This is a genomic window from Roseibium sp. QJM3NY_11 (assembly GCF_056173175.1).
On the sequence record NZ_CM149660.1, the window covers coordinates 3,049,709 to 3,061,997 of the forward strand.

The window sequence follows — 12,289 nt, forward strand, 5'->3', positions numbered from 1 at the left end:
CAAGATGACAAGCGTAGAAGGTGTTTCGGCAACCCAGACCGCGGGAACAGCGTCGGCTGCCCAGGAAAGCCTGACGGTCGATTACGATGCGTTTCTGCAGCTCATGATGGCGCAGATGCAGAACCAGGATCCGACGGATCCAATGGATGCGTCCGAGCAGCTGTCGCAGCTGGCAAGCTTCAGTCAGGTGGAACAGTCCATCCAGACCAATGCCAAGCTGGAAACCCTGTTGACCAACATGTCGTTCGGCCAGGTCGACGACCTGATCGGCCGCACCGTTACCGACCCCAATGGCACGACGGGCGTTGTCGAGCGTGTCGAGGTCTATTCGGACGGCACGGTTCTGGGTCTGGACAATGGCGAAGGCATTCTGCTTGGGCCAGGTGTCACCATCTCCTGAGCGGACAGCGCAACATGAACGAAATTGACGCACTGGACCTGGTCAGGACCGCCATCTGGACGATCCTGGTCGGGTCCGCTCCCGCGATCGTGCCGGCGATGATCGTCGGTATCGGCATCGCGCTGATGCAGGCCCTGACCCAGGTCCAGGAAGTGACGCTGACCTTCATTCCGAAGATCGTGGCCATTCTGGTCATGATCGTTGTCGCGGGTCCGTTCATCGGCGGCCAGATCTATACCCTGACCACCCTGATCTACAGCCGTATCGAGACCGGTTTCTAGACAAGCTTTCGCTTGTATGAGAGGGCGATGTCCAGCACCGCAAGAGCGATCAGCTTTTGCGGCGCCGCAGGTCGCGGCAGGCCTGCATCGCGCTTGATACGCGGAGCTCTGCAGGAGTTCCACGGAGCCCGACCCGGGCCGTTTTTTCATTCGCTTCCGTGATTTTCCGACGTCCAAAAAGCCTCGCGCAAGCTTCAGGCGCGAGGTTGCCTGTCAGCAGACACGCAGCAGAGGGACGGCATGACAGACACTTCCATTTCGCCGGGTGCGGACGGCGTTCCGGACAGCCGCCGGGACATTGCCTTCGCTCTCGGTATCATTGTCATTCTCGCGGTCCTGTTCCTGCCGATACCGGCATTTCTGATCGACATTGGCCTTGCCATGTCGATCGCCCTTTCCGTCCTGATCCTCATGGTGGCGTTGTGGATCCAGAAACCGCTGGATTTCTCGTCTTTTCCGACAATCCTCCTGATTGCCACCATGCTGAGGCTGTCCCTCAACATCGCCACAACGCGCGTCATTCTGGCCAATGGCCATGAAGGGCTGAATGCGGCCGGCTATGTCATCAACGGCTTCTCGCAATTCGTGATGAGCGGTGACTTCGTTATCGGACTGATCGTGTTCGCGATTTTGATCACGGTAAACTTCCTGGTGATCACCAAGGGTGCGACCCGCATCGCGGAGGTCGGCGCGCGGTTCACCCTGGATTCCATTCCCGGCAAGCAGATGGCCATCGACGCGGACCTGTCCGCCGGTCTCATCGACGAGAAGGCCGCCCAGCAGCGGCGCAAGGAACTGGAGGAGGAGAGTTCCTTCTTCGGCGCGATGGACGGGGCGTCGAAATTCGTGCGCGGCGATGCCATCGCCGGCCTGATCATCACCGCCGTCAACATCCTCGGCGGTATCATCATCGGCGTCACGCGCTACGACATGAGTGTCTCCAGCGCCGCCAACGTCTTCACCAAGCTTTCCGTCGGCGACGGTCTGGTCTCCCAGATTCCGGCGCTGATCGTGTCGCTGGCCGCCGGCTTGCTGGTGTCCAAGGGGGGGACGAGAGGTTCGACGGACAAGGCTGTTCTCGGACAGCTCGGCGGGTATCCAAGGGCACTGTTCGTGGCCGCGGTGCTGATGGCCGTTTTCGCGCTGATGCCGGGGTTGCCCCTGATGCCCTTCATGTTGCTGGCAGGACTGATGGGCTTCGTCGGCTATACCATTCCCAGGCGGTTGGCGGCGCAGAAGAAGGTTGCGGTGGAAAAACAGCGGGCCGCAGATGAGCAGGCGAAGCTGGAGGAAAAGGATTCGGTCAAGGAAACGCTGAAATCCGCCGAGGTCGAACTCGTGCTCGGCAAGCAGCTGTCAGCCGAACTGATGACAAGAACCGGCGAACTGGCCCGGCGGGTCGCCAAGATGCGGCGCAAGTTCGCCGAGCAATATGGCTTCGTCGTCCCGGACATCCGGGTCACCGACAGCCTGATCCTCGATCCCAAGAGCTACCAGATCCGGATCCACGGAACCATCATCACGTCGCAACTGCTGAAGGTCGGCGAGCTTCTGGTCATTCCGAATTCCGACGCACCCCTGCCGGTGCCGGCCGACGAGACCCGGGAACCGGCATTCGGCATGCCTGCCTACTGGGTGCCGCAGGCCTACAAGGACGAGTTGACGCGCAGCGGCCTGATGCCGGCGGAGAACATCACCGTCATTCTGACGCATCTGAGCGAAGTGATCCGCAACAACCTGCCGCAACTGCTCTCCTACAAGGACATGCGCAAGCTGCTGGACCGGCTCGATCCGGAGTATCAGAAGCTTCTGGACGACATCTGCCCGGCGCACACGTCCTTCTCCGGACTGCAGGCGGTGCTCAAACTGCTGCTGGCCGAGCGGGTGTCCATCCGCAACCTGAACCTGATCCTGGAAGCTGTCGCAGAGATCGTGCCCCATGTCCGCCGGTCGGAGCAGGTGGTTGAACACGTGCGCATGCGCATTGCCCAGCAGATCTGCGGTGACCTGTCTGAAGGCGGGCCGCTTCATGTGCTCCGGCTCGGCAACCGCTGGGATCTGGCTTTCCACAACGCGCTCAAGCGGGACGGCAAGGGGGACGTGATCGAATTCGATATCGAACCGCAACTGGTGGAGGAATTCGGCACGCAGATGTCCGATGCGGTGAAGAAACACATGAAGGACGGCAGCCGGTTCACCATCGTTGCCGCGCCGGACGCCCGGCCTTACGTGCGCATGATCGTGGAAAGGATGTTCCCGACGCTGCCGGTGCTGTCGCATCTGGAGATCGCCAGAGGTGTCGATGTCGTCGCGCTCGGAAGTGTTTCGTGATTTCCGGCGGGCTCTCCCTCGGCACTTTCGGCGCTTCGATGCTGCTGGCGGTGTTCCTGCTGTTCTGCCGGATCGGCGCCTGCCTGATGATCATTCCCGGTTTCGGCAGCAACCGGATACCGATGCGCGTGCGTCTGTTCGTGGCAGTGTCCGTATCGCTGGCCCTGTCACCGCTGCTCGCGTCCGGCATACAGGCGGCACTGCCCGACGAGCGTCTGGGCACGGTCGCCTGGTTCATCGGCACGGAACTGCTGACGGGGGCGTTTATCGGCTTTCTCGGCCGGATCTTTCTGGCTGCCCTGGAGACGCTGACGACACTGGTCTCCATGGCGATCGGTCTTTCCAACATGCCGGGCATGCCCATCGACGGTACCGATTCCCTGCCGCCGGTCGCCAACTTGTTCACGGTGACGGCGACCGCGATGGTGTTCATTACCAATCAGCACTGGGAAATCCTGCGTGGCCTGGTGGCGTCCTATGAGGCGATCCTTCCCGGGCAACCGCTCGCGGCGGTGACCAGTCTGGAGCAGTTCGCCGAACAGATGGGCCGAACCTTCATTCTGGCCTTGCGTGTGTGCAGTCCGTTCATTGTCTACACGGTGGTGGTCAACATGGCGGTCGGGCTGGTCAACAAGCTGACCCCGCAAATTCCGGTCTATTTCATCTCGATGCCGTTCGTGATCGCCGGTGGTCTCTACTTCCTTTATCTCGTCATCGCGGAAGCCATCATGATCTTCCTCGACGGCTACTTCCAATGGCTCCAGCTGGGTTAGTTCAAACTGACCTTGAAAGGCTCCGGTTCGATGGCACGAAACAGTCAGGATATCGAACGTTTGTTCCGCATGCAGAAGCAAATCTTCCTGTTCTCCTCCTGGCTTCTGCAAAAGCTCGATGCCCAGGTCTACCAGCTCAACGAAAAGGAACGGCGCATCCTGCTGGCCCTTTCCAACGGGGACCTGGCCCAGCACGACCGCTTCATCGCCAATGCGGCGGAGCGTCTGCGCAGGATCATCGAGGAAATGTCACGCCTCAGCGAGGCCCGTGCCAAGGTCAATTCGGAATATGACCGCCAGCGCCTGATGCTGAAACTGATGGCCGAACGCCTGTCGAAGATGCGCGGCGAGGAAATGCGCGCCGAAGAGGAACGCGATCTCCTGGATCTCCTGGAACGCCGGTACGGCTGAACGCGCGTCGGTGCGCAAGCCTCCCGCAAGCTGGGTGCGGTAGATGTTCGAGTGCAAACAGGGTCCGGCAAAGCCCGATTGCGTTCCCACCTGTCACTTGCCGGGTCCTGTTTGCACCAGACGTATTTGCAAGGAGCTTGTCATGGCGATCACGCCACCGTCAGACCTTATTCTGGAAGTCTCCAAGGCAGCCGATCCGGTCGGCCTCAGAGAGGCCACCAGCCGCCTCCGGTCGATCGCCGCCGGCGGTTCCGGCGATGGCTTCGCGCTTGCCTTCAAAGGCGCTTCCAGCCGGGTGTCCCCGGACGGAAATGGTTTTCGTGCGGCAGGATCGACGGCCTTGGGCGGATCAGCCTCCAGGTCGCCTGGCGAGAAGTTCGAGGCAATGATCCTTACCCAGTTCGTGGAGACCATGCTGCCGGACGACGCCGAAATGGTGTTCGGCAAGGGCGCTTCCGGGGAAATCTGGAAATCCATGCTGGCTGAACAGGTCGCCACCCAGCTTGCCGCAAGTGGCGGCGTCGGCTTCGCCGACATGATCTCGGATTCGCTTGAGCACGGAGTAAAAGCATAATGAACGCACGCCTGGAGACTGACACCCCGAAGTCCGACACCCCGAACAGCGGTGTGACGGAAACCACGCAGGACTCGACGGAAATCGTCGTGCAGGCCGATCGGCCGGACCCGGTCCGGTCGACGCCGTTGACCGTCGCGGTCCGGCGCGCCATCAGGGCGGTGCGTGACGAGACACGGGCGCTCCGGTCCAATCCGACGACCGATCTCAAGGCGTTCGAATACGGCAAGAGCCAGGCGCTTCTTGACCTGACAAGGGCCCGCTCGCTGGTTCCCCCGGGCGCCTTTTCCGACGATCTCCGGCAGGAGCTGGCCGCGTTCAAGGCGGCACTGGAGGAAAATGTCGGACTTCTGCACATGCACATGAACGCGGTTTCGGAAGTGGTGCAGATGATGTCCCGGACGATGATCGATTTTGACAGCGACGGAACCTACCAGGCGCCGTTTCCGGAGCCGGCGCGATGATCAAGTTGCTGGCCTCCGGCCTGTGGTTGTCCGCAACCATGCTGGTTTCCGGCTACGGCACCGCGCAGTTCATCGCAGGGCAGAAGCGGGTCGGCGAGGTGGAACCGTCCTTTGTCGGGCTCGATTACGAATCGGTCAACCCGGTCAACGTGCCCATCCTGTCCGACGGCATTCTCCAGGGATATGTGGTCATCAAGATGGTGTTCACCGCCGATGGAGACACGTTGCGCCGGCTGCCGGTGCCGCCGCACCCCTTCCTTGTCGACGAGGCTTTCCGGGTGCTCTATTCGGACGAAACTCTCGATTTTGGCAGCCTTGAACGCTATGATCTCAAGGCCTTCACCAAACGCCTGAAACAATCCACCAACAACCGCCTGGGTCAGGCGGTCGTCAACGAAGTCCTGGTGGAGGAGTTCAATTATTTCAACAAGGACGACGTGATCACGCACTAGCTGAAGCGTGCGTTCCTGGCCGGCGATCTGGCCCTGCCGTCCCGGAAGTGCCGGCGCTTGTTCAAAAAAATCCGGCCAGTTCCGCCCATGTCCTGAGAGCTGGAAGTCTCACAGGACCTGGTCGGAGATTGTGAGATCCGGTCTCATTTGTCAGGATCAAAGATCGTGTTTATGGCTTGAAACATCGTGTTGTAGACACCGATTTCGTTTTTTGCGAAATCCCCGTGAGGCACCGCCTTCTTGGCCTCATAAATCAGATCTGCCTTGATGGCTTCTAGGTCCACGCCTGTCATGCGAGCGTGGTTTGAAAGCTCTACATGCAGGCGCTTGGCGATGCCGGCATAGGCGACCATTGCCGTCACCATGAGGGCCGGATCCTCCGGGATGGGGATTTTTTTCATTCTTGCAAGTTCCATCGTTTTGAAAACGTCATTCTGGCGCTATCGTGCTTAGCGGATGTTTCTAGCACGACAAATCCTGAATCCTGTCAGTATCCTGCCAGGAAACGGTTGGTCGTTTTCAGCCCTTCAGGAGAGTGACTTGCCTCGTCAAATGCAAACAATGATATTGCCGCTGCTGTGTGTGCTTGCGGTTGCGGGCTGCCAATCGACCGGGACGCCGGCACCGGAGGCTTCAGCTTCGCCCGGGAACCGGTGCGAGAAACTGAAGCGGGAGAGCTTCTACAACACCGATACCGGCCGGTCGATCGCCAACGCGACCTGCAAGGGCGTTTTCGTGACCATGTCCAATACGGAGTCTACCCAGTGGGTTCATCGCGAGGTTGTCCGTCAGCGTTCCTGCAAGGCGCGGACCGGGAAACTGTGTGAGGACTGAGGCGGAAGACCTGTTGTTTCCGGCGGCCCGAGCGACTGCAGGTCCTCAGAGGCCGGCGTGACGCCAAAGGCAGGAAAGCCGGCCCAATGCCTACCTCAACCGCGCATCCTTCAATGCCTCGAGCAGCATCTCCGTCTCCCGGACCCGGTCGCCGCCGGCGTCGGGGGCCTCGACATAGGAGACGTTGACCGCGTTGTCGGGCCAGGCCAGCACCGCGGTGAAATAGATCCAGACGCCCTTGTTGAAGAATTCCAGATCAAGCGAGATCTTCGGGGTCTCGTCCCATTCCACCTCCGCCTGGGCGGCCATGGAGTAGCGCAGGGAGCCGTCCTTGAAGAACAGCTCGGCCAACGTCTTGATCAATTCCTCGATATTGCCGTGCTGGTCGGTGCGGATGTAGGCCACGAAATCGACGACATCGACGAGCTTCAGATCCTCGATGAAATCGGTGAGGGCGGAGGCGATTGCTTCCTGGCGTTGCCGGTCGCTTTCCAGCGGCGACTGCATGGTGCTTTTACCTTCCGGCCGCTCGTGCATTCTCCGCACCTCCAAATAGATCAACTCACATCGCAGTCTTAGTTTGGCGTGAGTACACGTAACAGATGATTTCCGCAACCGCCCGAAAGAATTCCGGGGGGATCATTCTTTCGACTTCTGTCGCGGCGAAGAGAGAACGGGCGAGCTGGCGGTCCTCGATCACCGGAATATTGTTGCTTTCCGCGATCTCCCGTATTTTGAGGGCAATCAGGTCCTGCCCCTTGGCGACGACGATCGGTGCGGGGCTCTGGTCCCCGTCATATCTGAGCGCCACTGCGAAGTGGGTCGGATTGGCGATCACGAGGGTCGCCTGGGGCACGCCGGCGATCATGCGGTTGCGGGCGCGGTCGCGGGCCAGGGAACGCTGGCGCGCCTTGACGATCGGGTCGCCCTCCATCTGCTTGTGCTCGTCCTTGATCTCCTGCTGGCTCATGCGCAGGTTCTTGCGCCAGTGGGCGCGCGACCACAGGATGTCGACGGTAACGAGCAGGATGGTGACGATGCACACGCCCGCGATCAGCTTCATGGAGATCTGCAGGATGGCTTCGGGCAGGGCACTGGGGTCCGTGAACATGGCGTTGATCAGTTCCGCTTCATTTGCCCGGAACTGGCCATAAACGATGGCGCTGACCGTGGAAAATTTGAATACAGCCTTGAGGAACTCCACAAGACCCTGTGCGCCGAAGATCCGGTTCCAGCCCTTGGCGAGCGAGAGCTTGGAAAAGTCCGGCTTGATCCGGTGAAGGACGATACGCGGAGCGTTTTGCAGGAAGGCGGAGGCGAGACCGGCCGCAGCGAGCAACGCGACGATGGGTGCCAGGAAGACCAGCACCTCGACGGAAACCGCATGTGTGAGCAGCAGGGCATCGGCGCTGTTTGCAAGGGTCACCTCTCCTGACAGGTCGAGAAGATGCGTCAGCTTTTCAAGGAGCTTACGCGACGCGGCGGTGAGGACGAAACTGCCGATCAGAAGGGTCGCGACAAAGGTTGCCAGAACGGGGGCTTCCCGTGATACCGGCGTGTTGCCCTTTTCCTGGGCGTCGCTGATCTTCTTCTCGGTAGGTTCCTCTGTTTTTGAGTCCTTGTCTTCGTCCGACATCTGCCTGTGCGTGGCTCCGGCTTAGTGCGTTCCAATGCGACTGCAGGTGCCGTCAGGCAAAGAATGCCCCGTCGTCCTGCTTCGGATTGAGCTCGATTTCGCCGCGCCCGGCCATTTCCAGGGCCAGGTTGGTGATCGCGCTGCGGGCGTCCAGGACATCGCGCTGCGCCGCGGGTTCCGCCGCCGCCAGCTCGTGTTCGGCAATGCGCCGCGCACGTGAGGTCAGCGAGGACAGGATCACCTCCCGGAACTGGGCGTCGGTGCCCTTCAGGGCCATGACGATCCGGTCCGTCGGGATCTGGTCGAAGATCGCCATGCGGGTGCGGGCATTGAGATTGGTGATGTCGTCGAAGGTGAACAGCAGGCCCTTGAGCAGTTCCGCGGTCTTCGGCCGGACCTCGTTGAGGTTGTCCAGCGCGTCTTCCATGTGTTCGCGATCCATCTTGTTGAGGATGTCGGCCATGCGGGCGTGACTGTCGGCTTCCAGCGTGCCGGACAGGTTGAGCATGAAATCCTCGTGCATGGTCTTTTCCACATCGCGCATGATTTCCGGCACCACCGCCTTGATCGACAACATGCGCCGGACAAGCGCGTTGCGCGTGTTCACATTGATCTGGCCAAGCACCTTGGCGGCCGCGCTCGGCTTTATCTTGGTCAGGATCAGGGCCGCGGTCTGCGGGTGTTCCTTCAGAAGATAATTGGCGAACACGGTTTCCGACACGGTTGTCAGCCGGTCCCAGATGGACCGGTTGGAGTTGCCAAGCACATCCGACATGATGTCGGCGAGCTCTTCGTCCGGCAGCACGCCTTCCAGCAGTTTTTCCACTTCGTTGGCGGACCCGTAAAGGGTCGTGCCGTGGGAAAACTGGTCGATGAACTCCTCCGCCAGCTTGTCGAGTTCCTCCGAGGCCACCGTACCGAGCTGGGCTGCGGTGACGGTGATCAGGCGGATTTCCTCCTGGTCGAAGTGGCGCAACAGCTTCTGCGAGCTGGTCTTGCCAAGCGACAGGAGCAGGGCGGCCACACGCTGGACGCCGCTGAGACGTCTGACAGGCGGGGCCGGCGGTCGGGCCAGGGACGCGGCGGTCGCGGCGGCAGCGTTGGCGGTGCTGGTCATTCTTTCATTGATCCTCAGGAGACAGCCTTGTCGAAAACGGCGGGCTCAGCGAGCCTTCCGCTCCGGGTGTCACATTTCCAGGGCACCAGTCTGGGCGCTGATGATTTCCGTCAGCGACACGCCGAAACGGGAATTGTCGTCTTCCACGACAACGACTTCGCCGCGCGCGATCACCCGGCCGTTGACGACGATGTCGATCGGCTCGCCGACCCGGTGATTGAGCGGAATGACCGCGCCCCGGCCGAGTTTGAGAAGATTGGAGACCAGCATCGTCGCCGATCCCAGAACCACCTGAATGTTGACCGGAATGCCCAGGATGGTGTCCAGGTTGCGGTCGTCGCCGATGGTGTCGGCCATCTTGTCCTTGTCGGGCGCCTCCACCTTGGCGAAATTGGTGGCGTCGGCCGGTTTGGCCTTGGCGCCTTTTTCAGCCTCGATGTGTTCGATGATGGTGTCGCTCATTACATCTTGTCCTTCTGGTTCATGGAGACGGTGCGGAACGGGCTTTGAAGCGGGGTGTCGATGCGGTGCACACGCGCAGGCGGCTGTTCCACGACCGGGCCACGATGGATGGTTGCCGGTTTGCGGCCGCCGGCAGTCGACGCAGTCCCCGTGGCAGCGGTGGCAGCCGTGGCCGCCTGCAGGGTCGCCGCGACGGCCTGGTCAGCCACCGTGTCCTCGACGAAGAGATCCAGGTCGTTCCGCGAAGGCGTGAAACTTCTTGGAGCCTCCATCAGGGCGGTTGCCTTGGAGAGTTCCTTCAGCTCCGACTTGAGCACCGCCTGCTGGCGCTTGGCTTCCCGTGTCAGGGCATCGATCTCGGCGATCAGTTCGCGCGCGTCATCCATGCGGCTGCCGAGCGCGTTGAGGATCTGGGCACTCTTGACGTTGATCTCCTGGATCGACACCTCGATGCCGTCCAGCGCCAGAGACGTCTGGTCGAAAATGCGCTGGTAATCAGCGTGATAGCTGCCGAGCCGGCGCAGCTCCCGGTGCATGGTCAGCATCCGGATGCTGGTCGCGACCAGCGCAAGCAGCAGGACGCCATCAACGATTGCGGAGATCATCGAACAGATCCTTTTCTTCCTCGTGAATGAGTTCCTCGATCTGCAACGTGTAGGAGCCGTTCAACTGGCCGAGCTGGCAGGTGAACACGGGCTGTTCGTTGCAGGAGAGAGTGACCGGAGACCGCGCCGTCGCCTGCAGCTCGATAACCTGTCCGACCTTCAGGTCGGAAAGCTCGCCGAGGGACATTTCGCGTTCTTCCAGGATTGCCTCCAGCTTGACTTCGGTGCGCTGGATCTCGTTGTGGAAGTGCTGCGTCCATTGCTTGTCGCGGCCGGACATCTCCCCGGACAGGACCTGGGAAAGCCGCTGGCGCAGCGGGTTGAGCGTGGAGTGCGGCATCACCACGAAGACCTCGCCCCCGCGGCCGATGGCCTGCTGAAGCAGCCGGGCGACCACAGCCGGATTGTTGCGCCGGCCGACAACCGCGAAATCCATGCGGCTTTCGATGCGTTCCATCTTCAGCGTGGTTTCCGCGATCGGGGCAAAGCTCTCGGCCAGCGCCTTGGACGCGACCTCGAACATGGTCCGGGCGATCCGGGTCTCGATGTTGGAGAACGGGCGCTCGTCGTCGATGGGTGGTTCGGTCCCATCGGCGCCGAAGAGCACGTCCACAAGGGTGAAGATGAAATCCCGGTCGAAGCCGACCAGCACGCGCGCATCCCACTCCGGTGAATAGAGCACGGCGACAAGCGCGTTGGATTCAAACTCGTCGAGAACGTCGCCGATGCGGTTGTTTTCCACATAGCTCACCGAGATGTAGGACGGCGAGGGGGATTTCTGGCGCATGGCATCGGCCATCAGCCGGGCCATGCGGTCGAACACCACCGGAAGCATCGGCAGACGGTCGACGGAGATGCCGGCGGCATCCAGCAGGCGGTCGGCGATCATCGCGCGTTCGGAGCTGGAATTGGCGGAGCTGGCGGTTGCTGCTTCGATCATGGCTTAGGCAGCTCCCTGCATGTCCTGGACGGGTTCCGTGCTGGCACTCATGGTTTCGTTCTCGACCTCGTCGATGGTCGGCCGGTCGAAGTCGGAAATGGTCTTGCGGCCGTGTTCAAGGGCGATCTGGGGATCGGCCCCGTTCATGAAGGCGAGCAGGGTCTGCTTGACGACGATGTAGGTCCTGAGCCGGCTTTCGCGGACGCTCCTGATCTTCGCCGCCAGCGGGCCGAAGAGCGAATAGGAGAAAAAGATGCCGACGAACGTGCCGACCAGGGCGGCGCCGATCAGGCTTCCGAGCAGTTGCGGCGACTGGTCGATGGCGCCCATCGCCTTGATGACGCCGAGCACGGCGGCAATGATGCCGATGGCCGGCAGGGCGTCGGCGACACTGCTCATGGCATGGAACGGTTTCATCTGATCGCGGTGGATCGTATGCAGTTCCTCGTCGACCAGCGCCTCGATTTCATGTGCCCGCGCATTGCCGACAATGATCAGCCGGAAATAGTCGCAGATGAAGGTGGTCAGGTTGGCGTTGCGCAGAACCGTCGGATATTTCTGGAAGATCGGCGATGTGTTCGGATCCTCGATATGCGGTTCAACCTGGTTTCGGCCCTTGGCGCGCAGTTCGCGCATCAGACCGTAAAGAAGCGCGAGCACGTCAAGGTATTCCCGCTTGTCGGGCACCGTGTTGCGCAGGGCGTCGGAAACCGCGAGCACGGTGCCCTTGATCACCTTCATCGGGTTGGCGACGATGAAGGCACCGATGGCAACGCCCAGGATAATGACAAGCTCCCAGGGCTGCCAGAGAACGGAGACCTTGCCTCCGAGCGCGGCAAAGCCGCCGATAAGGGACGCGCCCGCTATGAACAGGCCGATAAGAATAGTCACCTAACAGCTCCCAACTGGTGTGGAGTTCAATTCAGTTCGGGAGGACGCTAGCGGTGGAGACTTGCCCGAAGCTGACCCGGGTAGAGGGCGGAAACCGTCTTCATGCCGTCAGCCTGGC

At 61.1% G+C, this 12,289-nt stretch carries 16 protein-coding genes; 8 read left to right on the forward strand and 8 right to left on the reverse strand.

Annotated features, from left to right (window positions below; all coding sequences use genetic code 11):
- The first annotated feature begins 4 nt into the window (after positions 1–4).
- The 8 genes from flgD (at position 5) to AC0VX3_RS14165 (ending at position 5,686) form a co-directional block, all read left to right on the forward strand.
- Positions 5–400, forward strand: coding sequence for a flagellar hook assembly protein FlgD (flgD, locus tag AC0VX3_RS14130; protein ID WP_475521059.1), 396 nt, complete (start codon positions 5–7; stop codon positions 398–400).
- Between the two features lie 14 nt (positions 401–414).
- Positions 415–681, forward strand: a complete 267-nt coding sequence (locus AC0VX3_RS14135; RefSeq protein WP_342895074.1) for a flagellar biosynthetic protein FliQ — start codon at positions 415–417, stop codon at positions 679–681.
- Between the two features lie 240 nt (positions 682–921).
- Positions 922–3,012, forward strand: a complete 2,091-nt coding sequence (gene flhA / locus AC0VX3_RS14140) for a flagellar biosynthesis protein FlhA (protein ID WP_475521060.1) — start codon at positions 922–924, stop codon at positions 3,010–3,012.
- Positions 3,009–3,785 carry a flagellar biosynthesis protein FliR gene (gene fliR / locus AC0VX3_RS14145; RefSeq protein WP_475521061.1) on the forward strand — a complete coding sequence of 259 codons (777 nt, stop codon included), beginning with the start codon at positions 3,009–3,011 and terminating at the stop codon, positions 3,783–3,785. Before flhA ends, fliR begins: the two co-directional genes overlap by 4 nt.
- 30 nt (positions 3,786–3,815) lie before the next feature.
- Complete coding sequence (locus tag AC0VX3_RS14150) at positions 3,816–4,196, forward strand: flagellar biosynthesis protein R (protein WP_342895077.1); 381 nt, start codon at positions 3,816–3,818, stop codon at positions 4,194–4,196.
- 142 nt (positions 4,197–4,338) lie between these two features.
- Entirely contained in the window at positions 4,339–4,770 is a 432-nt protein-coding gene (locus AC0VX3_RS14155) for a rod-binding protein (protein ID WP_342895078.1), read from the forward strand.
- The gene (locus tag AC0VX3_RS14160; RefSeq protein ID WP_475521062.1) at positions 4,770–5,234 is read left to right on the forward strand and encodes a hypothetical protein; all 465 of its coding nucleotides are present in this window, start codon (positions 4,770–4,772) and stop codon (positions 5,232–5,234) included. Before AC0VX3_RS14155 ends, AC0VX3_RS14160 begins: the two co-directional genes overlap by 1 nt.
- Positions 5,231–5,686 (forward strand): hypothetical protein, encoded by a 456-nt coding sequence (locus AC0VX3_RS14165; protein ID WP_342895080.1) that lies wholly within the window; start codon positions 5,231–5,233, stop codon positions 5,684–5,686. Before AC0VX3_RS14160 ends, AC0VX3_RS14165 begins: the two co-directional genes overlap by 4 nt.
- A gap of 143 nt (positions 5,687–5,829) precedes the next feature.
- Here AC0VX3_RS14165 and AC0VX3_RS14170 read toward each other — a convergent pair whose 3' ends face one another.
- The 8 genes from AC0VX3_RS14170 to motA form a co-directional block, all read right to left on the reverse strand.
- Positions 5,830–6,087, reverse strand: coding sequence for a hypothetical protein (locus AC0VX3_RS14170; RefSeq protein ID WP_475521063.1), 258 nt, complete (start codon positions 6,085–6,087; stop codon positions 5,830–5,832).
- Between the two features lie 523 nt (positions 6,088–6,610).
- A complete protein-coding gene (locus tag AC0VX3_RS14175) occupies positions 6,611–7,057 on the reverse strand; it encodes a hypothetical protein (RefSeq protein WP_475521064.1) in 447 nt (148 codons plus the stop codon).
- Between the two features lie 25 nt (positions 7,058–7,082).
- Entirely contained in the window at positions 7,083–8,156 is a 1,074-nt protein-coding gene (gene flhB, locus AC0VX3_RS14180) for a flagellar biosynthesis protein FlhB (protein ID WP_342895083.1), read from the reverse strand.
- Positions 8,157–8,208: 52 nt separating this feature from the next.
- Entirely contained in the window at positions 8,209–9,273 is a 1,065-nt protein-coding gene (locus AC0VX3_RS14185; protein WP_475521065.1) for a flagellar motor switch protein FliG, read from the reverse strand.
- Between the two features lie 69 nt (positions 9,274–9,342).
- Positions 9,343–9,735 carry a flagellar motor switch protein FliN gene (gene fliN / locus AC0VX3_RS14190; RefSeq protein WP_475521066.1) on the reverse strand — a complete coding sequence of 131 codons (393 nt, stop codon included), beginning with the start codon at positions 9,733–9,735 and terminating at the stop codon, positions 9,343–9,345.
- A complete protein-coding gene (locus AC0VX3_RS14195) occupies positions 9,735–10,340 on the reverse strand; it encodes a hypothetical protein (protein ID WP_342895085.1) in 606 nt (201 codons plus the stop codon). The genes fliN and AC0VX3_RS14195 overlap by 1 nt, the downstream gene beginning before the upstream one ends.
- On the reverse strand, positions 10,321–11,280 hold the full coding sequence (locus AC0VX3_RS14200) for a flagellar motor switch protein FliM (RefSeq protein WP_342895086.1): 960 nt from the start codon (positions 11,278–11,280) through the stop codon (positions 10,321–10,323). The genes AC0VX3_RS14195 and AC0VX3_RS14200 overlap by 20 nt, the downstream gene beginning before the upstream one ends.
- Positions 11,281–11,283: 3 nt before the next feature.
- Entirely contained in the window at positions 11,284–12,171 is an 888-nt protein-coding gene (gene motA, locus AC0VX3_RS14205) for a flagellar motor stator protein MotA (protein WP_342895087.1), read from the reverse strand.
- Positions 12,172–12,289 lie beyond the last annotated feature (118 nt).